The 25595-nt window shown below is 45.7% G+C and carries 29 protein-coding genes and 1 other annotated feature; of the genes, 12 read left to right on the forward strand and 17 right to left on the reverse strand.

The genetic code is table 11. The annotated features are described in order from the left end of the window. Positions 1–161: 161 nt before the first annotated feature. Together T487_RS0105515 and T487_RS0105520 are read left to right on the forward strand one after the other, a co-directional pair. Positions 162–638 (forward strand): hypothetical protein, encoded by a 477-nt coding sequence (locus tag T487_RS0105515; RefSeq protein ID WP_031575064.1) that lies wholly within the window; start codon positions 162–164, stop codon positions 636–638. 15 nt (positions 639–653) lie between these two features. Further along, positions 654–998, forward strand: a complete 345-nt coding sequence (locus T487_RS0105520; RefSeq protein ID WP_143004611.1) for an SH3 domain-containing protein — start codon at positions 654–656, stop codon at positions 996–998. 37 nt (positions 999–1035) lie between these two features. On the opposite strand, the gene T487_RS16195 is transcribed toward T487_RS0105520, so the two are convergent. From T487_RS16195 to T487_RS0105555, 6 genes are all read right to left on the reverse strand, one after another. Beyond that, positions 1036–2136: a histidine phosphatase family protein gene (locus T487_RS16195; RefSeq protein ID WP_081827557.1), complete on the reverse strand. Its 1101-nt coding sequence runs from the start codon at positions 2134–2136 to the stop codon at positions 1036–1038. 23 nt (positions 2137–2159) lie between these two features. Then, complete coding sequence (locus T487_RS0105535) at positions 2160–2879, reverse strand: 2-phosphosulfolactate phosphatase (RefSeq protein ID WP_031575071.1); 720 nt, start codon at positions 2877–2879, stop codon at positions 2160–2162. Next, on the reverse strand, positions 2869–3846 hold the full coding sequence (gene mnmL, locus T487_RS0105540; RefSeq protein WP_051651538.1) for a tRNA modification radical SAM protein MnmL/YtqA: 978 nt from the start codon (positions 3844–3846) through the stop codon (positions 2869–2871). Before mnmL ends, T487_RS0105535 begins: the two co-directional genes overlap by 11 nt. Before the next feature lie 132 nt (positions 3847–3978). Beyond that, on the reverse strand, positions 3979–5142 hold the full coding sequence (locus tag T487_RS15810; protein WP_051651539.1) for an N-acetylmuramoyl-L-alanine amidase: 1164 nt from the start codon (positions 5140–5142) through the stop codon (positions 3979–3981). Between the two features lie 24 nt (positions 5143–5166). Further along, on the reverse strand, positions 5167–6027 hold the full coding sequence (gene rapZ, locus T487_RS0105550) for an RNase adapter RapZ (protein WP_031575078.1): 861 nt from the start codon (positions 6025–6027) through the stop codon (positions 5167–5169). 47 nt (positions 6028–6074) lie between these two features. Next, positions 6075–6371 carry an ATP cone domain-containing protein gene (locus T487_RS0105555; protein ID WP_051651540.1) on the reverse strand — a complete coding sequence of 99 codons (297 nt, stop codon included), beginning with the start codon at positions 6369–6371 and terminating at the stop codon, positions 6075–6077. Between the two features lie 270 nt (positions 6372–6641). Here T487_RS0105555 and T487_RS0105560 point away from each other — a divergent pair, with 270 nt between their 5' ends. From T487_RS0105560 to T487_RS0105590, 7 genes are all read left to right on the forward strand, one after another. Then, complete coding sequence (locus T487_RS0105560; protein ID WP_031575082.1) at positions 6642–7262, forward strand: 50S ribosomal protein L25; 621 nt, start codon at positions 6642–6644, stop codon at positions 7260–7262. Between the two features lie 190 nt (positions 7263–7452). Continuing rightward, positions 7453–8604: a baeRF3 domain-containing protein gene (locus tag T487_RS0105565; RefSeq protein ID WP_031575083.1), complete on the forward strand. Its 1152-nt coding sequence runs from the start codon at positions 7453–7455 to the stop codon at positions 8602–8604. 117 nt (positions 8605–8721) lie between these two features. Continuing rightward, positions 8722–9582: a Cof-type HAD-IIB family hydrolase gene (locus T487_RS0105570; protein ID WP_031575085.1), complete on the forward strand. Its 861-nt coding sequence runs from the start codon at positions 8722–8724 to the stop codon at positions 9580–9582. Between the two features lie 13 nt (positions 9583–9595). Continuing rightward, positions 9596–10006 carry a hypothetical protein gene (locus T487_RS0105575; protein ID WP_031575088.1) on the forward strand — a complete coding sequence of 137 codons (411 nt, stop codon included), beginning with the start codon at positions 9596–9598 and terminating at the stop codon, positions 10004–10006. Between the two features lie 95 nt (positions 10007–10101). Continuing rightward, complete coding sequence (locus T487_RS0105580) at positions 10102–10923, forward strand: alpha/beta fold hydrolase (protein WP_031575091.1); 822 nt, start codon at positions 10102–10104, stop codon at positions 10921–10923. 270 nt (positions 10924–11193) lie between these two features. Further along, on the forward strand, positions 11194–11532 hold the full coding sequence (locus tag T487_RS0105585; RefSeq protein WP_031575093.1) for a hypothetical protein: 339 nt from the start codon (positions 11194–11196) through the stop codon (positions 11530–11532). 2 nt (positions 11533–11534) lie between these two features. Next, positions 11535–12737 carry a cation:proton antiporter gene (locus tag T487_RS0105590; protein ID WP_036909231.1) on the forward strand — a complete coding sequence of 401 codons (1203 nt, stop codon included), beginning with the start codon at positions 11535–11537 and terminating at the stop codon, positions 12735–12737. A 110-nt stretch (positions 12738–12847) separates the two neighbouring features. On the opposite strand, the gene T487_RS0105595 is transcribed toward T487_RS0105590, so the two are convergent. From T487_RS0105595 to T487_RS0105635, 9 genes are all read right to left on the reverse strand, one after another. Beyond that, entirely contained in the window at positions 12848–14617 is a 1770-nt protein-coding gene (locus tag T487_RS0105595; RefSeq protein WP_031575098.1) for a M3 family oligoendopeptidase, read from the reverse strand. 108 nt (positions 14618–14725) lie between these two features. Beyond that, positions 14726–15454 carry an ABC transporter permease gene (locus T487_RS0105600; RefSeq protein WP_031575101.1) on the reverse strand — a complete coding sequence of 243 codons (729 nt, stop codon included), beginning with the start codon at positions 15452–15454 and terminating at the stop codon, positions 14726–14728. Further along, the gene (locus T487_RS0105605; RefSeq protein ID WP_031575103.1) at positions 15441–16370 is read right to left on the reverse strand and encodes an ABC transporter ATP-binding protein; all 930 of its coding nucleotides are present in this window, start codon (positions 16368–16370) and stop codon (positions 15441–15443) included. Before T487_RS0105605 ends, T487_RS0105600 begins: the two co-directional genes overlap by 14 nt. Beyond that, positions 16367–17515, reverse strand: coding sequence for an ABC transporter permease (locus T487_RS0105610; RefSeq protein WP_031575106.1), 1149 nt, complete (start codon positions 17513–17515; stop codon positions 16367–16369). Before T487_RS0105610 ends, T487_RS0105605 begins: the two co-directional genes overlap by 4 nt. 24 nt (positions 17516–17539) lie before the next feature. After that, positions 17540–18487, reverse strand: a complete 948-nt coding sequence (locus T487_RS0105615) for a glycine betaine ABC transporter substrate-binding protein (protein WP_031575108.1) — start codon at positions 18485–18487, stop codon at positions 17540–17542. Between the two features lie 157 nt (positions 18488–18644). Next, on the reverse strand, positions 18645–18809 hold the full coding sequence (locus tag T487_RS16395; protein WP_155953244.1) for a hypothetical protein: 165 nt from the start codon (positions 18807–18809) through the stop codon (positions 18645–18647). Between the two features lie 26 nt (positions 18810–18835). Then, positions 18836–19525 carry a helix-turn-helix domain-containing protein gene (locus T487_RS0105625; protein WP_031575111.1) on the reverse strand — a complete coding sequence of 230 codons (690 nt, stop codon included), beginning with the start codon at positions 19523–19525 and terminating at the stop codon, positions 18836–18838. Between the two features lie 7 nt (positions 19526–19532). Then, positions 19533–19928 (reverse strand): DUF3783 domain-containing protein, encoded by a 396-nt coding sequence (locus tag T487_RS0105630; RefSeq protein WP_031575113.1) that lies wholly within the window; start codon positions 19926–19928, stop codon positions 19533–19535. A gap of 41 nt (positions 19929–19969) precedes the next feature. Further along, the gene (locus tag T487_RS0105635; RefSeq protein ID WP_031575117.1) at positions 19970–20482 is read right to left on the reverse strand and encodes a peptidylprolyl isomerase; all 513 of its coding nucleotides are present in this window, start codon (positions 20480–20482) and stop codon (positions 19970–19972) included. A 315-nt stretch (positions 20483–20797) separates the two neighbouring features. Next, positions 20798–21048, forward strand: a binding site (T-box leader). Positions 21049–21215: 167 nt separating this feature from the next. Between T487_RS0105635 and tyrS the strand changes: the two genes are divergently transcribed. After that, on the forward strand, positions 21216–22412 hold the full coding sequence (gene tyrS, locus T487_RS0105645; RefSeq protein WP_031575120.1) for a tyrosine--tRNA ligase: 1197 nt from the start codon (positions 21216–21218) through the stop codon (positions 22410–22412). A gap of 76 nt (positions 22413–22488) precedes the next feature. Continuing rightward, entirely contained in the window at positions 22489–23268 is a 780-nt protein-coding gene (gene murI, locus T487_RS0105650; RefSeq protein WP_031575122.1) for a glutamate racemase, read from the forward strand. Positions 23269–23328: 60 nt separating this feature from the next. On the opposite strand, the gene T487_RS0105655 is transcribed toward murI, so the two are convergent. Together T487_RS0105655 and T487_RS0105660 are read right to left on the reverse strand one after the other, a co-directional pair. Further along, a complete protein-coding gene (locus tag T487_RS0105655) occupies positions 23329–24150 on the reverse strand; it encodes a hypothetical protein (RefSeq protein ID WP_031575125.1) in 822 nt (273 codons plus the stop codon). Between the two features lie 18 nt (positions 24151–24168). Next, entirely contained in the window at positions 24169–25071 is a 903-nt protein-coding gene (locus T487_RS0105660) for an aldo/keto reductase (RefSeq protein WP_031575128.1), read from the reverse strand. Between the two features lie 233 nt (positions 25072–25304). On the opposite strand from T487_RS0105660, the gene T487_RS0105665 reads away from it, so the two are divergent. After that, positions 25305–25556: a hypothetical protein gene (locus T487_RS0105665; RefSeq protein ID WP_031575131.1), complete on the forward strand. Its 252-nt coding sequence runs from the start codon at positions 25305–25307 to the stop codon at positions 25554–25556. The last annotated feature ends 39 nt before the right edge of the window (positions 25557–25595 follow it).

Consider the following 25595-nt stretch of genomic DNA (forward strand, 5'->3'; position numbering starts at 1 on the left):
TATTTTCACCTGATTTCCTGTTTTTCTTCATTATATCTTTTTCTGCTCCTTACGACTACCTGTGCAAAGAATTCATAGGATTGTTTCAGAGGCTTCATTGAGTTTTTTTCAGAATAGTGTCATAATTAATTTAAGTTTTCCAAACTGTGGAGGTGTTTCTAATGGAAGATAAAATTCTCGTCATTACACACAGTATTCTGGACCAGGGCATGCTCCCTGCCGAAAAAAGATTTGGTATGGGCCCCTTGCCTGTGGTAAAAGATCTGATGGATTTATCGGTGAATCTTGTGGCTGTGCCCAATGTGGAAAAGCAGTATGCGCTGTTCCAGAAGGATCAGATTCAGCGGAATACAGGTGTGGAAGAAGACTACGGGAAATACATCAAGCGAAGTCTTACACCGCTTGTCAATGAGGTTATGGAGAGAGTAAAAAATGGAAGCATCTTTCTTGGTGTGCTTTCCTATCAAGGAGATGATACCCAGCGGGTGGAGCCGGAGACTTCCCCCGTGATGATTGAGCTTTTCCGGCTTTTTGACAGAAACTGCATGCTGACTCCATATTTTGAGATCAGCGATAAAATCTCACAGGAAGAGATGGAACTTGTCATCTCAGACATTGTCCTCTCTCTTGGGATCTGATTCATGAGACACCTTGTGGTCAAAAATCATATTGTCAATGAAGCCAACCTGATTGAACTAAAGAAAGATGACCGGGTACTCCGCCTGGAAGAATACATCGGAAATCCTGTTTGGAAAAACTGGGTCTACTGCCTTTCCCATGATACACTCGCTGAAGGATGGATTCCAAGAGCGTATCTGAAAGACATTGGAGATGAGTCCATACTGCTGGAAGATTACTGTTCCAAGGAGCTTGCCGTCACCGTTGGGGATGTGGTGGAGCTTGTGAAGTTCGTCAACAGCTGGGCTTACTGCATTCATGAAAGAAGCGGCAATACAGGCTGGCTGCCCCTGGAGAGTCTTGAACCGATTTTTATGTAAAAATGTAGGATACCTGAAAAAATCAGGTATCCTTTTTTTAGAACCGTTTATATATTTTTTGAAGGTAAAACTCTTCACTGAGATCCATAAGTTTGTCTCCCTGAAAAGTAAGCTTCACAATATAAGGCATAAAATCAATGATTCTGAAGAAATCCTCCACCTGGAAGCCTGGATTGTAGTGATGGAGAATCATACTTAACGCCGTGCCATGGGTGCCTACAACCACGGTTCTCCCCGATTCTTTTTCCAGAATTTCAGTGAAAGCTTCAAGGTTTCTTTTCTGAACCATAGCAAGGGACTCTCCCTCATCTTCATGAAAATGGAAATCCTCCCAACGCTTCCTGATCATCTCTTTGGTATTCTCAATTTTCCCGTTTTCCCGCTCTCTCAGTCCGAAGTGCTCCTCTATATCCATTCCCTTTTCCTCTGCGCTGCCTCGGATGGTATCTTTACTCCGGAGATACGGACTGGAATAGTAGGCGTGTACGTCTTTTTCTTTGAAAAATTCTGTGACTTTCTTAGAATCTTCCTGCCCTTCTACGGTCAGGGGTCTTGTCCGGTCTTCTTTATGACCATGCACAGGCTCTGCATGTCTGACAAAATATACCGTTGTGACCACATCTTCTGGGTTTTTCAAACTTCTCAGCTCCTTCAAAATATCTGTCTCTCTCTCAATCCATCGGAAGTGCCGGTCTTCGCCTTTCTGAAGTACTTTTTCGTTGTCCGAAATGGCCTCCTCCAGGGATATCCAAACGGGAGTGAACTGAAGATCGAGTTCATACCCTTCCAGCGCCTGGTCGCCCTGCTCTCCAGAAACACTACAGAGGAAATATAAAGACTCCATCTCAAAGATTGTATCTTCCAAAAAGTCATCTTTCTTCCGCTCTAGAACTCTCCCCAGACAGGCTCCTACTTGAGAGAGGCTGAATCCAGTCTCTTCCATCACTTCTCTTCTAAGCGCTTCTGTATCTTCTTCGTCTTTTTTTACTCCGCCCCCTGGAAACTTATAGTCTCCATTTATGGTTCTCAGCATGAGAATCTGGCCATTTTTCATAATCACCGCACGTACTGCTTTTCTATAGGATTTTCCGCTCGTAAGCGGCAGGTTTTGAGGTTCATAGAAACGTTGAAAAAGCATAAAATCCTCCAAACAATTCCGAACTATACAACATTCTCGCTGAGACGGATGACGCCATTTTTATATTCAGGCACCACTTTCAGAAGGTCCTTCTGGAAGCAGTACGCAAGGTCCTCTTCCAGGTGAAGCTCCTGAAGCACTTTATAATGCTTTGCCTCTTTCACATAACTGATCAGGTCTGGATGGCTTTCATAGATGAAAAGAGAGGTCCTGGCAATATCTGTCAGTTCATAGGATTTTTCCTTCAGCATCTCATGGATCAGCGCTCCTGTGGTGATGAAATCGTCCATACTGAACTGTCCGTTGGTTCCGGAGTTCACCACAATGATGTCCGTGTCCTCCCCCACAGCCTCCTTCGCCACAGCTGTCGCATTCAGAAGAGCTCCGATGAGCACTCTTTTGGCCGCACTGCTTCTGGTGATGGCCAAGGTCCCATTGGTGGTGGTCAGAATCACATTCTTATCGTGGATGGCTGTATGCGTATATTCCAGAGGGGAGTTAGACAGATCAAACCCTTCAATCTTCTGAGCCTTTCTTTCCCCGCCCAGAACCACCTGTTCCAGTTTTTTCTTAGTCAGAAGAGCCTCCTCCACAGACAGGACAGGGACTACACTTTTTGCTCCATTTTTTAAAGCCGTGATGATTACTGAGGTGGCTCTTAACACATCCACCACCACCACAGCAGTTCCCTTCACCTGTTCTTGGCTGACTTCTTTTCCCGTCAGAATTACATCAATTTTCATTTTTTTCTCCTGTTCCAAGCATTTCTGCTTCTTTAGTTTCTTTTCTGCTATAGTTTTTCCCCTGATAGAGATCATGGTCCACAAAGTACTGGTCAATGGCATTGAGCACTTCCCATTTCTTCAGAGACCACAGAGGTCCAATGAGAAGATCTCTGGGCGCATCTCCCGTGGTCCTGTGGATCACCACAGACTCCGGAAGCATGGCAATGGACTCCGCCACCAGGGATACATACTCTTCCATGGTGAGAAACGTAAGCTTACCCCGTTCATAAAGGTGCACCATGGGGGTGTCCTTCATGAGATGAAGAAGATGGAACTTCACCCCTTGGATATCTTTTCCTGCCAGGTAGCGCACCGTTTCTTTCATATCTTCCAGACTCTCACCAGGAAGGCCGAAAATCACGTGGACCACCACATCTATGCCAATACTTCTCAGCTTTTCCAGTGCCTCCTCAAACACAGGCAGATCATATCCTCGGTTGATCTTTCTGCCCGTCTCATCGGATACAGTCTGAAGCCCCAGCTCCACAAAGGTATAGACTTCATCCCGAAACTCTTCCAGCACATCCAGCACTTCTGCCCCCAGACAGTCCGGTCTTGTGGCGATGGAAAGAGCCACCACACCTTCCTTGCTGATGGCTTCCCGGTACTTCTCCCGAAGCACTTCAGGCTCTGCGTAAGTATTGGTATAGGCTTGAAAATAGGCGATATACTTTCCACTGTGCCATTTTTTCTCCATCATACAGCGTATATCCTCAAACTGCCTTGTGATGCTGAAATTTCTGTCTCCAGCAAAATCACCGGAACCACGTTCACTGCAGAAAATGCATCCTGTGCCGTGGATGGTTCCATCCCGGTTTGGGCAGGAGAATCCTGCATCCAAGCTGATTTTATATACTTTATCCTGAAACTTCTCTCTTAAAAAAGCGTTCAGGCTATGATATCTTTTGTTTTCCCAAGTTTTCATTCTTCACCAAGTCTTTCTACTTATTATCTGAAACAAACATCCACCTAAAATTATACATCCTTTTGGCCCAAAAAAAAGAAAAACAGTACCCTCCGGCATAAGGCCCGGTACTGTTCACAATCCTAACAATGACTATTCCAAGGAAAAATATGCTTTGATCCCTTCTACCATACCTTCCACAAGTTTTGCCTGATACGCTTCCTCAGAAAGAAGCACATCCTCTTCACGGTTGGACATATACCCCATTTCAATGATGGTGGCAGGCACTTCAGACCAGTTGAGACTGACCATATGGTCCATGGGTACTGCTCCCACAGGACTCGCTCCTGTCTTTTCCACCATGGCATCATGGAGAAGCTCCGAAATCCTTCTGCTTTCGTCACTAAGATGAGAAACATAAGGATTGTCCTTGGATGGATAAATGGTGAGAATTCCTCTTTTCTTGCTGTTCTCACTTCCATTGGCATGGATGGAGATATAGAGATCTGCTCCCCAGGCATTGGCCATTTCCGCCCGTTCCTTATTGCTTAAATAAACCTCATGGGATGTCCGGACCATTTTCACCTGGAATCCCTCCTCCAGCAGTCTTTTCTCTAATTTCTCTGCCATGAGGAGATTGAGTTCATACTCATAAATACCTGTGGCCACCCCTCTGGTTCCAGAGGTTACCCGGTTCTTGGTCTCACTGCTGCCAGGACCCAAAGGCTCCTGATTCTTATCCTGCACCTTCTGGTGCCCCGCGTTGAGGACAATCAGCTTCTTGGGTTCTTCCGGTTTGTTCTTTTCTTCCAGAATGGTTTCATGAAGGACCATGATGTCAGAATCTTCTCCTCTCAGCCTTTCATATTCTTTCAGAAGAGCCAAGGCCTCATCAAAGGCCTCTTTTTCCAGAAGTGTCTTCCCTTTGGTGAGAAACTCTTTTTTCATATCCTCCAGAAGGGCTTCTTTCAAGAGCACACCTTTTTCATCTTCCTGATGGACCCCTTCCAGGGATTTCAGCACTTCCGCATAGTTTTCCTTCTCAAGATAAGCTTCCGCTTTTTTCAGCGCAGTTCTGGAAGCCTCCAGAACGATGGCATACTCAAGCTTTTCCATAAGGGTGATGCTGTCACTGTTTTCGTTATAAAGCGCCTCAAAATATGCTACCGCTTCCTCATACTTCTCCGCCTGAAGGAGCACTTCCCCTTCTTTCATCTTCGTGTTGAATGCTTCTCTGCTGCTGGATTTACATCCAGTAAAGAGCACAGCGAGGGACAGGATAAAGACCATGAGGAAAATCTTTTGTTTTCTTTTCATGCCAATGTTTCCTTTCAACCCTTTTTAGACCCTTTCAATATCACGATGCTGGGTCACTGCCGGGAATGCTTTTTCTTTGAGATACTCCGCAGTCCTTCTGGCAAAGGATACCGAGCGGTGCTTGCCGCCGGTGCATCCATAAGCAATGACCAGTTGGCTCTTCCCTTCTTCTGTGTAGAGAGGGATCAGGTACTCGATGAGATCAATGAGTTTCAAAAACAGACTCTCTGCCTGTTCTGTTTGCATGACATAATGAAACACCTCATCCTGTAGTCCAGTCTTCTCCCGAAGCTCCGGAACATAGTAGGGATTTGGCAGGTACCGGAGATCAAATACAAGATCCGCATCATTGGGAATTCCGTATTTGTATCCGAAGGACACCGTCTTGATCTGCATCCTGTGGTTTCCTTCCACAGAAAAGAGATTATTCACTTCCTTCTTCAGTTTCTGACTGGAAAGGAAGGTGGTATCCAAAATATAGTCTGCACGGCTCCGGATGGTTTCAAAGGAAGTTCTCTCCAGATCTATGGCTTTTTCCAGCGAGGTCAGCTCACTGTCCATCAGTGGATGCTTCCTTCGGGTTTCCTTGTACCGGTTCAGGAGCACCTCATCGGATGCGTCCAAAAATAAGAGCTTATACCGGATTTTATTTTCATCAAGAAGATTGATCTCCTCGTTGAGACTGGTGAAGACATTTTTGCTTCTGGCATCCACCACCAGGGCAATCCTGTCATTTTTCCCTTTTGTGCCGATACTGAGCTGCGCAAACTGCAAAAGGAACTGTGGTGGAAGATTATCCACACAGAAAAACCCCAGATCCTCCATAGCATTCACCGCAACTGATTTTCCAGCGCCGGACATTCCTGTAACGATGACAAGCTCCATGACGCACCTCCTGTTTCTGTTTTACTTATCGCTGTCACTGACTCTTGTTATTTTGAGTCTTCTTTCTTTCTGATTTTTTCTCCTTCGTAGAAGTCCTTGGCAATATTCCTGTAGCCCATTTCCTTCAGAACACGGACCACCACACCTCGGATTTCATAGGTGGAAGTGATGCCTTCCTCCCCCCGGACTTTACGGATGGTTTTCTCCACTTGATGGGAGATGAGATCCAGTTCCTTCTCTGTCACCTGGATTTCCGAATCTCTGGCGCTGTTGGCCACAGATACTTTGATGCGTTCCAGATCAAAATCAATAATTCTGCCGTCTCTTTTTACCACTTTCAGCATGATACTCCCACCTTTTTTTATATTCTTGCCTTTATTATACTATAATCCTTGAAAATTATAAGGTTCTACAGGATTTTTACCTGGAAAAACCAGAAGAACCCCTCTGTTGTCCGCGAATTTATGAACCTGTTTTAAACATTCTAAGCAAACTATAAACCCTTAGATAATATACTTTAAATAATCTGACTATTCCTCCTTTTTCACCGCAGAGTGATGTATAATAATACTTGTCGGATGTCGGATATACGTTTGTATGAGGAGTGATTTATTATGAGTAATACAGTATATCAAGTATCAAGTCGAAGCGGTGTAAAAGCCAAAAAACTCAGAAGAGACGGGATTATTCCTGGTGTTCTCTATGGTAGAGAGTTCAAGGACTCCATCCCTTTGGAGATGACTCTTTCAGAAGCCAACAAGCTATTGAAGGAAAATACAAAGTCATCCATTGTAAAACTGGAAGGTCTGGAGAAAACTGTCACAGCCATTGTGAAAGAAGTGCAAAGAAATGGTGCCACCTACCTGCCGGAACACATTGATTTCCAAGCCATCTCTTTAAGAGAGATCATTTCAGTGACCGTTCCTCTCCATATACTGGGTGAGGAAAGCCTGACCCATAGAAGACTGCTGTTCCAGCCTAATGTGCAGGAGCTGATTCTAAAGGGACCTGCAGAAGATTTGCCTGAAAAGCTGGAAATTGACGTTTCAGAGCTGAACTTTGAAGATAAAGTGCACCTGAGCGCTCTCACGATTCCTGATGGAATTGAAGTGGAAGCCGAAGAAGATGTGCTGCTTGGCGTCGTTCTCTCCGCACAGATGGCAGAAGTGGATGAAGATGCAGAAGAGCCTGCAGAAGGCAGCGCTGAACCCAAGGTCATCGGCGAAGAAGAATAACAATATAGCTTATTGAGACTGTTCCCCCACGGAACAGTCTTTTTCTGCTAAAAGCATACTTTACATACCTTTCGTTCATGTTTCTTTCAAATTCTGTTCAATAATTTATTGTATAATTAGTACACTCACAGGAGAGGTCTTTCCTTATCCTAAAATGTCAGAATATTACGATTAATTTAGGAGGTATACTATGGCGTACATCGTTGCAGAAAGATTCCCGCATCCTATCATTGAAAACGGAGAACCCCCTTTTGTTTCCATCTACATGCCTACAAGCAGACTGACCACTGAAACAAAGGATAATGAAATCCGATTTAAGAATCTGCTGAAAAAAGCAGAAGAAATGCTCGCAAAAAATTATCCCGGAAGAGCGGGAGAGGAGATATTAAGTGATTTAAAGACCCTTCTGGAGGATAAACCATTCTGGAGCTATCAGCTGGACGGTCTTGGCATCCTGGCCAAGAGGGATGAAATGGTTGTGTACAAGCTTCAGCGTGACGTGAAAGAATATGTGGAAGTCTCGAAAAACTTTTATGTGAAACCACTATTGAACGCCTATCAGACTGATGACAGCTACCAGATTCTGGCCCTCTACAAAACAAATTTCGCTCTCTTTGAAGGAAACCGTTACGGCATCAGAGAAGTGGAACTTCCTAAAGAGGAGAAAAAGTCTCTGAAAGATGTTGTGGGCAGTTTTTATGAGGAAAACAGAACCCATGGCGTATCCATGGGTGCCAGTGGTAAAACCATGTATGGCGGCGGCGGTGACAACCGGGATGAGGAAGCTGTGGACCAGGAGAAATATTTCCGATGGGTGGACCGTTATATTCATGAGAACCACTCCAAGCGCACCGATCTTCCACTGATCCTTGCTGCACTTCCAGAGCACCATGCAGAGTTCCAGAAGCTCAGCCACAACCAGTATCTTCTGAAAGACGGCATCAGGAAAGATCCGCAGACCGTCACCTCTGAAGAATTCATTACTTTTGCCTGGAATCTGCTTTTGCCAAAATATACCGAGAACATCAGAAAGCTCCACGATAAATATGAGTTCAACAAATCCAGGGAACTGGCTTCCGAAGATCTTAGTGAAATTGCAAGAGCCGCAGCTGCCGCCCGAGTGGATACACTCATTGTAAATCTTAATGCCATGATTCCTGGCAGCATCTCCAAAGATCTTGGCCACCTCAGCTTAGAGGATGCTGGCACAGATCTTCTCAACGACTTGGCTCTTCTTGCGCTGGAACAGAAAGCAAAAGTCATCGTGGTTTCTGATGATGAACTCCCCTTAGAGACAGGGGTCAAATCCATCTTCCGTTATCCGGAACCCAACAGAGCATAGTCTTTTCGGCAGCGGTGAATGAAAATTTCCTGCTGCCGAGTTTTTTTACTCTTGAAAACGATGCCTTATGATATACTGACCTTGAAGAAAGCAGTTTCATATTTGGAGGTATATTTTATGAAGTTATTTGTGACAGATTTGGATGGCACTCTTCTGGGTTCCGATCATACCCTTTCCCCTTACAGCCTTGCATCCCTGAACAGCGCCATGGAGAATGGTCTCCCTGTGTGCATTGCCACTGGAAGATCCTATTCTGACATTCTGGAGATCATCAAAGATTTCAAAATCAGACCTTATATCATTTCCAGCAATGGAGCCAGTATCTACGACAATAACGGGAAGAAAATCTACTCCATCTCCATTCCAAAGGATCAGGTGAAAGACATCATCCAGTATCTTCAGGGGCAAAACCTCGAGTACGAGGTGGCGGATGATGAATATACCTATATCACAAAGGAGAGTCTTGCGATTCTCCATAAAGAACTGGAGGATGTTGGAGCATTGGATTCTGCCAAAAAGAAAGAACTGGAGCAGGATATTCTGGGTCTTGTCCTATCTCAAGGAAACCTAAAAGTGGTGGAGGATATGGAGACTTTATTAAACTCCATTGACAGCGGAAACAGCGTGTCCTCCATCAGTGCCTATTTAAATAAAATCCATAAGGCCATGGAGTATTTCACCATGGATAAGAGAATCCGGACCTTCAGCTCCTGGAAATATAATTTTGAGATGACCAGCAGCAAAACCAGTAAAGGCATCGCTCTGACACACCTGTGCCAGAGCCTTCAGATAGATCTTCAGGATGTGGCAGCCATTGGGGACAACTATAATGACCTCTCTATGATCAAGGTGGCCGGTATCAAAGGCGCCATGGAAAACGGTGTGGAGCACATCAAAGCCATGGCGGACTACTTGGCGCCTACCAATAATGAAGATGGAGCAGTGAAATTTTTGCAGCACTTAATCGAAAAAGAATAAGGAGTTGATGTTTATGCGTGAATTAGGCGAATTCTTAGGTTGGTTTACCGTGGTTTTTTTCTCCCTGTCCTTTCTCAATCCCGTTGTGAAGTATGTGCAGAAAACCTTAGGTAAGACTCTCCTTAAAAAAGAAGCTCTCAAGAAACCTTGGCAGATGTTCATGAAGATCATTGTAAAAAACCATAGACTCTTTGGCCTCATGGCAGCTCTGGGTGCTGTAGGGCACTTCCTTGTCCAGTACAGCCGCTGGGGATTTGTTCTCAGTGGTGTCGTTCCGGCAGTACTGATGCTTCTTCAGGGATCTCTGGGGTATCTGGTTTCCAAGGCCAAAAAAGAAACCAAGAAAACGCTGCTTCTCGTTCATAAAATCATTGCAGTACTGATGGTCCTTGCCATCGCCACGCATCTCATTCAGATGGGTTAGCTGCATGCCGCACTAAAAAATCAAATATGATGATTGTATCAGGTTCCCCTTTGGATTATAATGGGCTCAATTATAATCCAAAGGGGGCTATTTTTATGTCATTTTTCGAACTAGATGGAATGAAGCTTTTCTATGAGCTGCGGGGAAATCCAGAGGGAGAGGAGACCATTTTGTTTCTCAATGGTGTCATGGCATCCACAAACAGCTGGTACGTGCTGTCGAAACCTTTTGAGGAGACGGGGTACCAGGTGCTTCTTCACGACTTCAAGGGTCAGCTGAAATCTGACAAACCACAGGGACCATACACTTTTAACGAGCATGCGGATGAAGCAGTGAAACTCATGGATCATCTGGGCATCCAAAAGGCACACCTGGTGGGTACTTCTTATGGGGGAGAAGTAGCCATGAGGCTTGCCATGCATTACCCTGAGCGAGTTCAAAGTATGGTGGTCATCGACTCCACCAGCGAGAAAACCGCCGTGGGCAGCTCCTTTGTCTCCTCCTGGAAATCACCAGCCCTTGCTGGCGATGGCGAGTCCTTTTTCAATACGCTGATGCCCTCCATTTATGGTGAAAAATTCATCAAAGAGAACAAAGAGTTTCTGGCTCAGAGGGCAAAAGCCACTAAAGGCATTGGACAGGACTATCTTTCCGGTCAGGTGACCCTTTATGACAGTTTTCTTCAGGATGTTCAAATGACAAAAGAAGAGCTTCAGTCCATCAAAGCCCCTTCTCTCATTGTCTGCGGAGAACAGGATATCCTGAAAACACCGGAGGAGTCCCTTCGGATCCACCATCATATTTCCGGATCTGAGTATGTGACCCTTCCGGAGTGCGGTCATGTATCCATCTTCGAGAAGCCCAATGAAGTGACAACACTTCTTCTAGGGTTCATTCTAAAAAACAAAGCGAAGTAAAATACAGCCACATCCATATAAAGCATCCATTCTAGAGATTTTTCTTTAGGTATGGATGCTTTTTCCCGTGGAAATAAAATCTACGTAAATTTCACAGATTCAAAGAGAAAACTATTTCAAACTTAAATTGTTTCAATTTGTCAGTCAATTTACCTCAATTATTGAGGGATTCTCCATTCTTTCTTTGTCCGTCAAAGGTTCTTCTTTTTGACAAAGAAAAGTCAGAGGCGTAACATATAAAACGTCGTTTTAGGAAAGAAAGGAGACTTTATGCAATTATTAATTCTTATTTTGAAAGATCTGGACTGTATCACTACCCTCATCACTTCACTGGCAGAAGCCGGAGTGAAAGGTGGAACCCTTCTGGAAGGAAAAGGCATGGCCAACATCCTCATGAAGCAGGAAGAAGTGCCGATTTTCGGTATGCTGAGACACCTCATGAACGACACCATCGAAGAAAAGAGCCATGTGCTTCTTTTCGTCCTTCAGGAAGAACAAGTGCTTCCAACGAAATCCACCATCAAGCGCATCACTGGAGATCTCAACAAACCTGGCGCAGGAATCATGTTCTCCATTCCCATCACTTCTGTGGAAGGACTGGGTGAATAACCATGGAAAACAGTTTATTTATACATTTGGGCATTGCTCTGCTGCTGGCACTTTTTTCCAGCAAACTGGTAAAGAAACTCCATCTGCCTAATGTCACAGGGTATCTTCTCATGGGGATCCTTGCCGGTCCTTATGTGCTGGGCATCCTGACAGAGGAATCTGTGGCAAGTTTTCATTCAATCTCTGAGTTTGCACTAGGCTTCATCGCCTTTTCCATTGGTGCAGAATTTAAACTCAGTTATCTGAAGAAAGCGGGTAAAGCCCCCATCATCATCGCCATTCTGGAAGCACTTTTGGCAGTCGTGTTTGTGGACATTGCCCTCATTGCCACCGGTCATAACCTTCAGTTTTCTCTGATGCTGGGTGCCATTGCCGCAGCTACTGCTCCAGCCGCTACGCTCATGGTTGTAAGGCAGTACAAGGCAAAGGGACCCGTAACAGAAACTCTCATGCCTGTGGTTGCCATTGATGACGCCATTGCTCTGATGCTTTTCGGCATCTCCCTGGCTGCAGTAAAAGCTCTTGGAGCCACAGGCACCAGTCCGCTTTGGCTGACCCTTGTGACACCGGTTCTTGAAATTATTCTGGCTCTTTTACTCGGGGCTGTCATGGGTGTTCTTCTGATGCTTCTTGTAAAATGGTTCTCCAATAAAGGAAACAGACTTGCTATTTCAATAGCCATGATCGCCATCACTGTTGGACTTTCCAAGACCTTCGGACTCTCCGAGCTTCTTTCTGTTATGTCCATGAGTGCATTATTTGTGAACCTCTCCAAAGACTCTGAAGCCATCTTTAGTATGGTGGACGGATTCACACCGCCCATCTTCATGCTGTTTTTCTTCTTCTCTGGAGCGGACCTCAACATCGGAATTCTTCCATCCGTAGGCATGACGGGTCTCATCTATGTAGTGGTCCGAGTGCTTGGGAAAGTCCTGGGCGCAACCCTGGGCGCTTCCGTATGCAACTCTCCGGAACCTGTGAAGAAGTATCTCGGATTCACCTTGATTCCTCAGGCTGGTGTTGCTATCGGTCTTGCAACCCTTTCTCTTAGCGTGGTGCCTGAGTTCGGACAAGCCATCAAGGTCATCATCCTTGCTGGTACTGTCATCTATGAGCTGGTAGGTCCTGTGGCCACGAAGATTGCTCTGACCAAAGCCGGCGATATTGAACCTGCAATGAAAAAGAAACTGAATCCAGCTCTATAACAAAGAGAAGACCTGACAAACTTATCGTCAGGTCTTCTTATTTTCTCTGTATTTAATTTTGTGATAGGGTCTAAAACTCTAGAAGCACATACCCTTCATCTTCTTTGATCTTACTTTTTAGTAAGCTCCAGGAACTTCTCAATATCTCTTTCCACAATCTTCAAAGAGTCTCTGAAGAAGTCTGGTTTTGTCACATCAATGTCCATGAGCTCTGCCACTTCTTTGATGCTCTTCTTTCCAGTGACAGAAAGCAGCGCATCATACTCTGGCACAAAGGACTCTCCGCGCTTCAGGTAGATGGCATACAGACCCTTGGAGAATAGAAGTCCGAAGGCATAAGGGAAGTTGTAGAAGTTTCTGCCTGCAGAGTAGTAGTGGGTCTTATTGAGCCACATGTACGGATGCAGCACTTCCTCATCCAGTCCGTCTCCGTAAGCTTCTTTCTGGGCTTCCAGCATAAATGCACAAAGCTCTTTCACAGAAAGGGGATGATCCTTTCTTGTTTCAAAAAGCTTGGTTTCAAAGAGGTATCTGGAATAGATGTCCACGATGACTTGAGTGGCATCGGAGATGCTCTGCTCGAGAATGGTCACCGCTTCCGCATCACTCATTTCCTTCAGCGCCGCCTGAACCACGATGGTTTCACAGAAAATAGATGCCGTCTCGGCAATGGGCATGGGATAGCTGCTGTTTAAAATGGTTTCCTCTTTCAGGTTGAACCCATGATAGCCATGGCCCAGTTCATGAGCAAGGGTCGTCATGTTGCTGAAGCTTCCGTCAAAGTTTGAGAGAATTCTTGATTCTCCGATGACATGAAGATTAGAGCAGAACGCGCCACCTCTTTTACCTTCCCGTGGCTCCACATCCAGCCAGTTCTTCTCATAGGCTTCCTTGGCATACTGACCAAGTTTCGGGCTGAAGGTGCTGAAATTCTTCACGATATAGTCCATGGCTTCCTCATAAGTGAACTGCATCTCACTTTCGCCCATGGGGGCAAAAAGGTCATAGAAAGGCAGTCCCTTCTGATGTCCAAGAAGCGCTGCTTTTCTCTTTAAGTACTTTCTGAAGCTTGGCAGAGCTTCTCTTATGGCGTTAAACATAGCATCCAGCGTTTCCTTCTCCATACGGGACTGGAAGAGCGTTTCATGTAGGGGCGTCTCAAAGCCTCGAAGCTCCGATACCGTCAGTACTTCTCCTTTGATACCGTTCAGTGCAGCAGCAGAAGACTCCTCTACTTTTTTGTAGGCAGCAAGCTCTGCCTCATAAGCCGCTTTTCTCACGGATGGATCCTTGTCATAGGCAAGGTTTCTCACCGCAGGAAGTGGAAGAGACACTTTCTCTCCTTCTTTCTCCATCTCCACCAGAAGGGTGGAAGTAAGGATGTTCTGTAGATTGGTCCAGGCTTTGGAGCCTGTATTGGACATCTTTGCAATGAGCATTTCTTCCGCATCACTTAACAGATACTGTCCTTCTTTTTTCGTTTCCTCCAAAAGAAATCTGTGCTCCGTTAAGAAGGCGCTTCCGCTGACAATTTCTTCCAGATCCACAAGCTTTTGCACAAACCTCTTAAAGAGAACTTCAGCCTTTGTAATGGCAGAAAGCTTCATGGCTATTCTTGAAAAATGCTCTCTGGCTGCTTCATTTCTCGCATCTGTGGACATGGTGAGGTTCGCAAACCCCATGACCCTTGATACGAGATTTGACATCTCCATCTCATAGTGAAGGTAGGTCTCAAGCTTCTCCTTTGCCTTTTCCACCTCCTGAAACTCTTTCTCCGCATAGGCATTGATTTCTTCGATGAGGGTGAGGATCCTTTTTGAATCCCTCAAAAATTCAGGGGATTCAAAGCTCTCATACAGTTCTTTCAGACTCCATTTCATTCTAGTTCCACCTTTCTTTGTTCCATTTTGTTATTCCGATTATAACATCCGCTTCAGGGAAACTGAAAAGAGAGCCGTCTTTTCTGTACGGCTCTCCAAGATTCTGTGTTATTGAATATAGATGGTCCTTTTCTGAAGCTCTTCCAAGGAAAGCTCCACAATCACCGCCAGAAGGGTTACTGGAATGGACCCCATAAGGATGAGGATCATATCAAAGGTCCTGACTCCGTTGACCACAAGGACCCCAAGGCCACCTGCACCTGCTGCCGCCGCTAAAGTCGCCGCGCTGATGTTGATCACCGTGGAAGTACGGATGCCCCCTAAAATGGCATTCATGGCCAAAGGAATCTTCACTTTTCTGTAGATTTCCACTTCACTCATCCCCATGCCCTTTGCAGCCTCCACAACACTTTCCGGCACTTCCTCAATCCCCACCACCACATTATAGACAATGGGCATCAGGGCATAAAGGTACAGGGCGATCAGTGCCCCCTTAAGACCATAGCCCACCACGGGCACCACCAGAGCCAGAAGTGCTGCCGAAGGAAAGGTCTGTCCAAGGCTCACCAGTTTCAGAAGAGAATCCTTGAAAGGTGCACCTACTTTCGTGGTGAGAAAGATGCCCAGGAAGATTCCTGAGGATATAGCCAGAGCACTGGAAATCACAACCATCTCCATATGTTCGGTAAAAAGCTGGGACAAAGGCGTTCTGGATCCTTCTGGAAACTTGGAGAGGAAATATCTGCCGAGAAACCCTTCAAACTCCTTGGGGAAAATAAGAAGAAGCGCCAGAAGGACACTGAGAAGAAGTGCAGCATACAGCCTACTGTTCTTCATGGCTCCACCTCCTGATGACCTCCATGATGGCTGCCAGCGTGATGCTGCCTCCGCCAATGGGAAGTCTTCCTACACCAAGAAGCATCATGGTGGAGAGGGCTTCTTTCAGAGTGGTTTCCTCTGGAAGCGGCTCTCCGGGAAGGGGCTTCTCTTCCCTAAAGTCCATGGCTTTGAATCTGGTGAGAAGGCTCAAGGTTCCTTCTTTCCCGAAGAAATCCTCCACAAAAGGATCCTTAGGCCTTAGAATCACTTCTTCCGGTGTTCCCTCCTGAACAATGTTCCCCTCTTTCATGAGGCAGATCCGGTCCGCAAGAAGCAGAGCTTCTTCCACGTCATGGGTCACAAAAATAACGGTTTTCCCAAGTTTTTTCTGAATCTCCCGGAATTCTTTCTGAAGCCTTACCCTGCTGATGGGATCCACAGCGCCAAAAGGCTCATCCATGAGAAGAATTTGAGGATCTGCCGCCAGGGCTCTGGCTACGCCCACTCTCTGGGCTTCTCCCCCTGAAAGCTCCTTTGGCAGTTTTTTTCCATAAAGCTCTGGCGAAAGACCCACCAGCCTCAGCATCTCTTCTCCTCTTTTTCGGATGTCCTCTTCCTTCCATTTGAGAAGGCGGGGCACCGTTGCGATGTTCTCCTTCACAGACATATGGGGAAAAAGACCTGTACTTTGGATGACATAGCCCATTTTCTTCCGTAGGGACTCCACTTTGAAGGCATCCACAGGTTCCCCCTCCACAAAGATCTCTCCCGAGGTGCGGTCAATCATCTTGTTGATGAGTCGAAGGGTCGTGGATTTCCCACAGCCTGAAGGTCCCAGAAGCACGTAAAGCTCGCCTTCTTTTACCTCCAGAGAGATGCCCTTCACCGCCTCATAGCCCTCATAATTTTTCACAACATTTTGCAGTTTTATCATACTTCATCCCTCCTCAATCTCTTCACCAGCGCTTTCAATAGGCTGTCTAGGATCAGGGTCATCACCACAATGGGAATGACGCCAAGTAGCACCAGATCCGGAGATCCTTCTGCAAGACCCAGGAACACAAAGCTTCCTAGTCCTCCGCCCCCCACAAGGCCAGCCAATACTGCGCCTCCTAGGGTCTGAACCATGGCTATGCGAAGACCCGTCAGAATGATGGGCAGCGCCAGAGGGAAAAGAATCCTGCGGAATATTTCAGACCTGTTCATCCCCATGCCTCTGGCCGCTTCGATGACATTCTGGTCTACTGTGGAAAACCCCACCAAGGTATTTCTGCCGATGGGAAGGAGTGTGTATAAAGTCAGGGCAACAAAAGCAGGTGCCCATCCAATCCCGCTGACGCCAAGGGCTTTAAAAAAAGGAAGTCTTCCCAGGGCCGCCAAAGGAACCAAAAGCACACCAAAAAGAGACAAGCTGGGAATGGTTTCCAGGATGGAGAGAGGCACCATGACAAAAGACTCCAGCTTTTTTCTGCGGTATGCCAGATATCCCAGAGGAACAGCAAGGAGCATCCCTGCCAGCACTGAGCCCATGGAAAGGAACAGATGCTCCGTGAAGCTGGTGAAAAACTGGGCTTTCTTATTCTCAAACTCTTTCATGATGGAAAACACCTGAAACTGTCCGGAAGTAAGAAGAAAGACCACCACTGCACCGCAGAGAACTAGACCCATGTAGATGAGATACTGCCTTCTGGGTTTCTTCGACAGTCCATGTCCTACAAGAAGATACACCATGAGAAGCATCCCGTAGAATCCGGCGGAAAAGGTGAGCCTCATGGTGGGCGCCTCTTTCGCCATCTCCAGAGAGACTCTGCCCAGCACAAAAAGGATCCCCGTAAAGAGAATCGGAGAAAGGATCCCGGAAATCGCTGCCTTCTTCTCTGAAAAATCATAAGAGAGCAGCATCACCACAAGAAAGCCCATGACAAAAACCATCATGGGCAACCCAGTAAGCTCAAAGAGCCTGAATTTTTCTCCCGGTGCAATGCGGTTGGGCTTCACTTCGGAAATATTCAGTAAAAGCAGTGACATCAGCGCTAAAAAGCTGTACACCAAGTTGGGATAATCCAGTTTCTTCTTCAAAAGCAGCACCTTCCATCTCGTCTGTTATGGCAGCAGTTTATTTTCAGTGAGGAATTCCTTCGCCACATCCTTGGGGGATTTTCCATCCACGATGACGGCTTTGTTCATTTCCTGCAGATTTTCTTTTGTAAGGAGTGCAAACACTTCCTCCACAATTTCCTTCACTTCCGGATACTTGTCAAGGACTTCTTTCCGGATGATGGCTGAAGGTTCATAGACAGGTGGAATAGACTTCGGATCCTCAATGATCTTAAGCGCCAGATCCACCAGAGATCCATCCGTGGCATAGGCAAGGGCCACATTGACACCATCGGTTCCACTGGCCAGAGCTTTCAAAGTCTCTGCGGTGTTTCCATGGGGCAGAAGAATCAGCTGATTTGGCTGAAGCTTGAATCCATAGGCTTTTTCCAGTCCCAGAAGGCCCTGCTCTTTTTCAGCAAAAAGCTGAGAGGTGATGAGCTTCACTTCTCCACCTTCATTGACATATCTTGCAAAGTCTTCCATGGTGGCAATACCATTCTCTTCCGCAAAATCTTCTTTCACGGCCAGAGCTTCCGTATTGTTTGCCTTGGCAGGTGTCATCCAGATGAGACTGTTCTCTTCTTCATCATAGGCCTTTATGGCTTCATAGCCTTTCACTGCATCTACCCAGACCGAGGGGTCAATGCCCTCTGAGTAGAACTGTCCGTTTCCTGTATAGTCGATACCAAGATCCAGTTCCCCCTGCAACAGCGCATTTCTGTGCACATCCGGGGTTCCAAACTGCACCTTGTCCTCGATGAGATATCCATTATTTTCAAGGGCCAGCAGCAGCATATTGCCAAGGATTCCGCCTTCTGTATCCACAAAGGAGCCTAAGGTGATGGCATCTTCCGGATTCTTCACTTCTTCCCCGGATTCTTTAGATCCACAGGCAGAAAGTATACCAAGAGCCAGGGTCAATGACAAAAGCAGTCCAATTTTCTTTCTCATATCTATCTTCCTTTCATTTTTTCAGTGTAGCGTAATCTTATCATACTTCTTTGTACTTACTATTATATCTTCTCTATTACGACCAAATGTAATATTCCGTGAAGAATAAAGGAACAATGCATGAACTTTTTACCCTAAATTTCAATGCCTATAATTATCATTGCTCATCTTGTGCATAACCTTCTAAAAAAGAATAGTTATCCATAGAAAAAGGTTTTTTATCCACAATCTGTGGATAAGCCGTGACCAAATCTTCTGACAATATCCTTTTGCATTCCAAATGAGGGGAAAGAAAAAGAGCAGGTCTCCCATGGTTTTCCACAGGTCCTGCTCCTAGTTTGTTGATAATTATAATGCTCTTTCTAATTTATGAAATTTTACCAAAGGAAGCACATCTTTGATGGGCACCTTTCTGACTTCTTCTTTTTCTCTGTAGCTCAGAAGTTCTACGGAACCATTGTTGAGGTTTTTTACTCTCCTCAAAAGATTCTTCCCCTGTACAGATACCAGCATGAAGCTTGTTCCTTGAATATCCTTCGCTTCCACCCCAAACAGAAGATCGCCCTTCATGATGCCATAGCCTTTCAGATCCTCACTTCCCGATTTCACAAGAAGCACTTTATCCATGGGAAATCCTTCAATCTTCTTGCCTTCCACCACATATCCTTTATGGGAAATAGGACTTTTCATGGTTTCTTCAAAGACAGGCACATTTTTGATATTTTCGCCAAAGGCCTGGTTCCAAAGCTCATTCACCGGTGTTTTCGGTGCCACATAGACTTCTTTCTTGATGACTTCCTTTGTTCTTGCCACAGACTCTGTCTGAGCCGCTTCCTCCAGGGAACCCAGCCCCATGGTGCTGATGTTCTTATCGAACACCTTGCTGAAGCGCTTCAGAAGATCCTCATTGACGACCTTTCTTCCCTGCTCCACTTCATTCACAAAGCTTTCAGAAACCCCCAGCTTTTTTGCCACCTGTTTCAAAGTCATATTGGCATCCAGCCTGTTTTTCTTCAGCTCTTCGCCTACTCTTGCCATCTTACTTTCACCCCAGTTTTTCCTGATGCTGCGCTCTGCGTTCTTTTTCGATCTGACGGTTCTCTTCCCGCTCTTCCAGAAGATGCTCGATCATATAGTCAAAACGCCAGCTGATGTTGGTTTTTGTGATGAGGGCCATGATAGACCCGAACACATACTCTTTTCTGATTTTTGTAATCAGTTCTTTTAAATGATCGTCTGCTTCGAAGCCGCAGAAGATCATGATTTTCACAACGCCCAAAGGCGCTCCCACATGAGGAACTTCTTTGTTCTCAATGAGTTCTCCCAGTGTGCCTCCAGCATTTCCCTGATGGATTTCATGAAGATGAAGTCCTTCTCCTCGAAGATGGGCCATCTCCGTTTCACTCAGTCCATAAACCAGTATTTTTTTGTTTTCTGACATAGTTCTCTCCTACAAGTTATTTAACACACACTTGAAAGATACTACAGAACCTCTGGTGCTCCCAGGTCTTCTGCATGTTCTACTGTGACTTTTTCCATGATCTGGTCCACTCTTGGCATATCTCTGTAGTCTCTGTCCACTCTGGCAATTTCCAGGGCATTCTCCAGGCCTTCAATGACCGCGCCAAATCCTGCATACTGTCCGTCCAGATGTGGGGCATCTGCCACCATGAGGAAGAACTGGCTTCCTGCGGAATCATTGTGCTGGCTTCTTGCCATGGAAATGACGCCTTTTGTATGCTTCAGATCGTTCTGGAAACCATTGGCCCGGAACTCCCCTTTGATTCTGTGTCCTGGTCCGCCAATGCCGATGCCTTCTGGGCATCCACCCTGGATCATAAACCCTGGGATAACTCTGTGGAACTTCAGTCCGTCATAAAACCCTTTGTTCACAAGAGACACAAAGTTCTTTACGGTGTTGGGTGCCAGATCTTTGTACAGCTCTATCTTAATTTCTTTTCCTGTTGCAAGTTTAATGGTTACGATTGGATTCATGTGTAAAACACTCCTTTTTAATTACATTGCCCCTCTATTATACCAAGAGTTCCAAAGAAAAGAAAAATATTCTTCCCTCTTGACGTGAACACCTGTTTGTATTATACTTTAAACAGAACAAAGGTTCGTAGTGTCATCATCACTATCCGGCAGAAACATCTTCCCATGGGACTGCCCAGCTGAAGAGAATGTCAATCGTTCTTTTCCCTTTTTATCATCTTATAACCCCATTAGGGGGTTTTTTTTTGAGGAAAATAAAAAATTGTGCCTTGACATCGGGATCTAAAAGAATTAGAATCAAACATAAATCAAACAGCAAAGGCTTTGATGGGAAAGAGTAGTAAAAGTATGGCACTTAAAGAGAGTTTCCGGTGTGGTGTGAGGAAATAGGTCAGCTTCTATGAATACGTCCCTGAGCCAGGCACCGAAATACTTAAAGAGTAGGCTGCCTCGGAAGACTGCACCCGTTAACGTGCTAGGGTATGAATGTACCCGATAAGTTTTCTCATGGCGACATGAGAGATAAATTAAGGTGGTACCATGGAGCTTGCGTCTTCATCCTTTCAGAGAGAATCTGAAGGGATGGAGATTTTTTATTTTTGGCCGAAATAAAAAAGCCAGCAGCATAGAAGTATGGAGGCAAAAAGCAGCACAGAAGCACAGGCAGTATGGAAGTATGGAAAAGAACAGAAGGTTACGGAGCACGGAGAAAAGAAGTTAGGAGAATAATCGTATGAAAAACTTGGAACAACTGGACTCGATTCTTGCACTCATTGAAAAAGGGGCAGAGGAAGTCATCGGCATGGAAGAACTGAAGGAAAAACTGAAGCATGGCAGGAAACTGAAGGTGAAACTGGGGCTGGACCCCAGCGCACCGGACATTCATCTGGGACATACGGTGGTTCTCCGTAAACTGAAAGCATTTCAGGATCTGGGTCATGAGGTGCATATCATCATTGGAGATTTTACAGGAAGAATCGGTGATCCCACGGGAAAATCAAAGTCCCGGGTGGAGCTCTCCAAAGAAAAGGTTCTGGAAAACGCCAAAACCTACACGGATCAGATTTTTAAAATCCTCGATCCAGAAAAAACTGTGGTCCACTTCAACAGCACCTGGCTGGAGAAGATGGATCTTCAAGAAACCCTTCTTCTCATGAAAACCACCACCGTGGCGAGAATGATGGAGCGGGAGGATTTCAAAAAAAGATTTGAATCGGGTTTTCCCATTGGCCTCAATGAATTTGTCTATCCCCTTCTTCAAGGATACGACTCCCTCATGATCGAAGCGGATGTGGAGCTTGGGGGCACCGACCAGACCTTCAATCTTCTCATGGGACGTACCCTTCAGAAGTCCAGAGGACAGTCACCTCAGACGGTGCTGATGATGCCTCTCTTGGAGGGACTTGATGGTGTGGAGAAGATGAGTAAAAGCCTTGGAAACTATGTGGGCATTGACGAGGAACCTCAGGTGATGTTTCAGAAAATCATGACGCTTCCAGACAGCCTCATCCTGAAATACTTCACCTTAGTGACAGATCTGACACCCGAGGAGATCCTAAACAAAGAGAACACCCTGAAAGAGGAGAACCCCAAAAATGTGAAGCTTCAGCTTGCAAGACTCCTCACAGGACTCTACCATGGGGAAGAAGCCGCCAAGGAGGCGGAAGCTTATTTCACCACGGTGTTCACCAAGGAAGAGATTCCGGAGAATCTGCCGGAGCTTCACTGGAAATCTACCAGTATTCCTTTGGCAGTTCTACTGAGAGAAAGCGGCTATGTGGAAAGCCAGAATGCCTTCAAAAGACTGCTGACGCAAAAAGGACTTGCGGTCAACGGAGAAAAAATATCGAAAGAAGAGGATTTTCCCCTGGAAGGAAGCTTCACCCTTTCCATCGGAAAGCGGACCCATGTGAAAATCATTTGCCCATAAATTGTAAAAGAGCCTCTCTTTTGCTAGAATGAATCTAGTACTCGTAACGAATACATACTACGCAGGAGGCGCTTTTATGGCAAGTACAGCACCCATTGGTTTTTTTGATTCTGGCGTCGGCGGCATCAGTGTTCTGAAAAAAGCCATGGCCCTATTACCACAGGAAGATTTTGTCTATTTTGGAGACTCCATCCACGCTCCTTACGGGGATAAAGATCTGGATACCATCAAAAGACTCTCTTTTCAAGTGGTGGAAAAACTCATGGACTATTCCATCAAAGCCCTAGTCGTGGCCTGCAATACTGCAACCAGCGCAGCCATCGAGGATCTTAGATCTATCTATCCAGATCTTCCTGTCATCGGCATTGAACCAGCCCTGAAGGTTGCGGTGGACCATACAGAAAAAGGGAATATTCTGGTCCTTGCCACGAAAAGAACTCTGGAGGAAAAGAAATTTAAAAACCTTTTGGACCGATATAAAGAAAGCCGCAGCGTGGAAACCCTTCCCCTGCCGGGCCTTGTGGAAATCATCGAAGAAGGTGGGGACTATCAGGAAAAAAGCTACCTTTACCTCAAAGAAGCGCTGAAAAGCGTGGAGAAGGAAATGAGCGCTGTGGTCCTTGGCTGCACCCACTATCCCTTCATCAAGCCTTCGTTAAGAAGGATCTATGGAGAGGATGTGCTCATTGTGGATGGCAGTGAAGGCACCGCAAGGCATCTGAAAGAGGTGCTCGCAAAGAAGAACCTTCTCACAAACAAAAAAGAGAAGGGAGCTCTTCTGGTTCTCAACTCCAGTCCTGATGAAAAGTTCCAGGAGCTCTCTCTAAGACTACTTGAAGAGAACAGCGACCAGTAGCAGCACGAAAATAAAAGCCTAAGCATCACTATTTTTTGATGCTTAGGCTTTTCGTTTTCTTTATTCCAGGATAAAGAGTTTCAGGGCTTCATCCTTTGAATACATCTCCAGTCTTTCCATTTCCTGAATGGCATAATTGTCGATGGAACGCTTGGCTGTGTTCTTGATCTTTGTATCGATGAGCTTCACCTCATCTTTGTTCTTTCCTGTCACCTTCAGCTCATAGTCCCGTCCGCTGAGAAGCTTGTAATGATAGTACAGAACATTATTTTCGCCGTCCTGCTTGGTGGAGGCATGAACTTCAGTCACATCGAGGTATGTGGACTCTCTGTTGGCAAATATGCTTCTGTCGATGAGCTTCGTCTCTGTGAAATCCACATAGCGGAAATAGCTGGTAAAGCCGATGAAGGCGATGAGGATGCTGACAAGAAGGGCAATCCCCTTCTGCTGCCGTGTGAGCCTTCCACGCTTATTGAATAGAGATATGCTGGCAATGGAAAAGAGTATCAGTGCTGCCGCAATCATGGCTGTCCCTACAGGGGGGATGAGTACGCCCCCTTTGGGCACGAAAATCAGGGAATCCTCTGCGCGGAACATGGATCTTCTGATGGTTTCAGAGAGCAGCACAAGAATCAGCACCAAAGCGGCCAGAAGAGCATACATCTGGCTCTTTTTCGGTTTCTTGAAAGCCATGGATTTTTCCTCTTTCTTCACCAGAACCTGATCCGGCTCCACCACATTCTTTTTCTTCTCTTCTTGAAGATCCTTGGCCAGTTTCAGATCCACCTGGTCTTCCTCTTTACTCAAGGGAAGAGGCGCTTCAAATTTCTCCTGACCTAAGGTTACTTTTTCTTTATCATCTTTGTTTTTTCCGTTCGTCATAGGACACCTCCCGCTCTATTATGGCAAATTCTTGCCGATGGATGCTTTGTATACAGAGAGCCAGTCTTCTGCGGTGAACTTTATCTTCAGTGCATCCACAGCATTTTTGATGCGGTCCAGTTTACCTGAACCCACGATGGGAAGGATCTTCGCCGGATGGCTTAGAAGGAAGGCATAGGCCAAAGTGTCCAGCCTCTCTTCCCCGTATTTCTCACCAATGGAGAGCAGCGTGTTTTTCACATTTCTGATTCTCTCAGAATCCCCTGTGAAAAGATCTCCCCCTGCAAGAGGGGACCAGGCCATAGGATAAAGCCCTCTTGTCATGAGGCTGTCCATGGTGCCATCTTCAAAAACCTGCAGATGAAGTGGCGAGATTTCCACCTGATTGGTCACCAGAGGAAATGGCACATAAGAGCTCAGAAGTTCAAACTGAGAAGGTTTAAAATTGGATACGCCAAAGTTTCTCACTTTCCCGGACTCATAGAGCTCTCTGAAAGCTTCTGCCACCTCAGCAGGATCCATAAACGGTGAAGGCCTGTGGATGAGAAGAAGATCCAGATGGTCTGTTCCCATATTCTTCAGGGATCTTTCCGCAGACTGGATGATATGTTTTCTGGACTGGTCATAGTGATGACTCTTATACTGCGGACGGTTCTCACAAGGAAACACAATGCCGCATTTGGTCACAAGGGTCAGCTTTTCCCGAAGACTCCGATCCAGCTTCAATGCATCTCCAAAGGCTTCCTCGCAGGAAAATCCTCCATAGATATCTGCAGTGTCAATGGTGCTCACACCAAGCTCCAGCACTTCTTTCGTAAAGGAAAGCAGCTCCTCCGGCGTCATTTTCCAGTCCATCAGCCGCCAGTGGCCGTGAATGATCCGGTCCATATTCATGGTATCTGAAATTCTTACTGAATCCATAAGATCTCCTCCTGATTTTTCAGTCTTTTCTTCATTATATCCTGTTTTTTCCTCTTGTTACAAAGATTTTGAAAACTTCTTCCGGATCTTATCTTTTCCTCCGCGCTATTTTCACAGGAACGCTAAACAAATAGAAAACATTTCCTGAACCTTTCCTTCTTATATAGAAAAAGAACGGATGTCATAGTATGATGGAACTACAATAGATTACACAGAGAAAGGAAGTGCTGACCATGGATGAAAAGAAGAAACACGATGAGCTGAAATATGAGGAAGCCTCTTCTCATTTTGAAGCAGAAAATCTCAATAAGTATGATGAGCTGGAGCTGAAAGAAAAGAACCTGGTCATCAGTGAATTCGAAAAAGAGTATGTGGACCCTATCACAGAAGAAGTGAAAAATGCCAAAGATCTTCCAGGGTACGATGAAGAAGAAGTCAAAAAGCACAACCCGGATGAACTGCTGAAAAAAGAAACTGAAAATTAAAAAGCGAAACCGGAGACCTCAAATGGGTCTCCGGTTCTT

Source organism: Proteiniclasticum ruminis DSM 24773 (assembly GCF_000701905.1).
Taxonomy (GTDB): Bacteria; Bacillota; Clostridia; order Clostridiales; family Clostridiaceae; genus Proteiniclasticum; species Proteiniclasticum ruminis.

Bases quoted from the DNA above. Each gene is read 5' to 3' on its own strand.
- T487_RS0105515 (WP_031575064.1), top strand. From the start codon at position 162: ATGGAAGATAAAATTCTCGTCATTACACACAGTATTCTGGACCAGGGC.
- T487_RS16195 (WP_081827557.1), bottom strand. From the start codon at position 2,136: ATGCTTTTTCAACGTTTCTATGAACCTCAAAACCTGCCGCTTACGAGC.
- T487_RS0105535 (WP_031575071.1), bottom strand. From the start codon at position 2,879: ATGAAAATTGATGTAATTCTGACGGGAAAAGAAGTCAGCCAAGAACAG.
- mnmL (WP_051651538.1), bottom strand. From the start codon at position 3,846: ATGAAAACTTGGGAAAACAAAAGATATCATAGCCTGAACGCTTTTTTA.
- T487_RS15810 (WP_051651539.1), bottom strand. From the start codon at position 5,142: ATGAAAAGAAAACAAAAGATTTTCCTCATGGTCTTTATCCTGTCCCTC.
- rapZ (WP_031575078.1), bottom strand. From the start codon at position 6,027: ATGGAGCTTGTCATCGTTACAGGAATGTCCGGCGCTGGAAAATCAGTT.
- T487_RS0105555 (WP_051651540.1), bottom strand. From the start codon at position 6,371: ATGCTGAAAGTGGTAAAAAGAGACGGCAGAATTATTGATTTTGATCTG.
- T487_RS0105560 (WP_031575082.1), top strand. From the start codon at position 6,642: ATGAGTAATACAGTATATCAAGTATCAAGTCGAAGCGGTGTAAAAGCC.
- T487_RS0105565 (WP_031575083.1), top strand. From the start codon at position 7,453: ATGGCGTACATCGTTGCAGAAAGATTCCCGCATCCTATCATTGAAAAC.
- T487_RS0105570 (WP_031575085.1), top strand. From the start codon at position 8,722: ATGAAGTTATTTGTGACAGATTTGGATGGCACTCTTCTGGGTTCCGAT.
- T487_RS0105575 (WP_031575088.1), top strand. From the start codon at position 9,596: ATGCGTGAATTAGGCGAATTCTTAGGTTGGTTTACCGTGGTTTTTTTC.
- T487_RS0105580 (WP_031575091.1), top strand. From the start codon at position 10,102: ATGTCATTTTTCGAACTAGATGGAATGAAGCTTTTCTATGAGCTGCGG.
- T487_RS0105585 (WP_031575093.1), top strand. From the start codon at position 11,194: ATGCAATTATTAATTCTTATTTTGAAAGATCTGGACTGTATCACTACC.
- T487_RS0105590 (WP_036909231.1), top strand. From the start codon at position 11,535: ATGGAAAACAGTTTATTTATACATTTGGGCATTGCTCTGCTGCTGGCA.
- T487_RS0105595 (WP_031575098.1), bottom strand. From the start codon at position 14,617: ATGAAATGGAGTCTGAAAGAACTGTATGAGAGCTTTGAATCCCCTGAA.
- T487_RS0105600 (WP_031575101.1), bottom strand. From the start codon at position 15,454: ATGAAGAACAGTAGGCTGTATGCTGCACTTCTTCTCAGTGTCCTTCTG.
- T487_RS0105605 (WP_031575103.1), bottom strand. From the start codon at position 16,370: ATGATAAAACTGCAAAATGTTGTGAAAAATTATGAGGGCTATGAGGCG.
- T487_RS0105615 (WP_031575108.1), bottom strand. From the start codon at position 18,487: ATGAGAAAGAAAATTGGACTGCTTTTGTCATTGACCCTGGCTCTTGGT.
- T487_RS0105625 (WP_031575111.1), bottom strand. From the start codon at position 19,525: ATGGCAAGAGTAGGCGAAGAGCTGAAGAAAAACAGGCTGGATGCCAAT.
- T487_RS0105630 (WP_031575113.1), bottom strand. From the start codon at position 19,928: ATGTCAGAAAACAAAAAAATACTGGTTTATGGACTGAGTGAAACGGAG.
- T487_RS0105635 (WP_031575117.1), bottom strand. From the start codon at position 20,482: ATGAATCCAATCGTAACCATTAAACTTGCAACAGGAAAAGAAATTAAG.
- tyrS (WP_031575120.1), top strand. From the start codon at position 21,216: ATGAAAAACTTGGAACAACTGGACTCGATTCTTGCACTCATTGAAAAA.
- murI (WP_031575122.1), top strand. From the start codon at position 22,489: ATGGCAAGTACAGCACCCATTGGTTTTTTTGATTCTGGCGTCGGCGGC.
- T487_RS0105655 (WP_031575125.1), bottom strand. From the start codon at position 24,150: ATGACGAACGGAAAAAACAAAGATGATAAAGAAAAAGTAACCTTAGGT.
- T487_RS0105660 (WP_031575128.1), bottom strand. From the start codon at position 25,071: ATGGATTCAGTAAGAATTTCAGATACCATGAATATGGACCGGATCATT.
- T487_RS0105665 (WP_031575131.1), top strand. From the start codon at position 25,305: ATGGATGAAAAGAAGAAACACGATGAGCTGAAATATGAGGAAGCCTCT.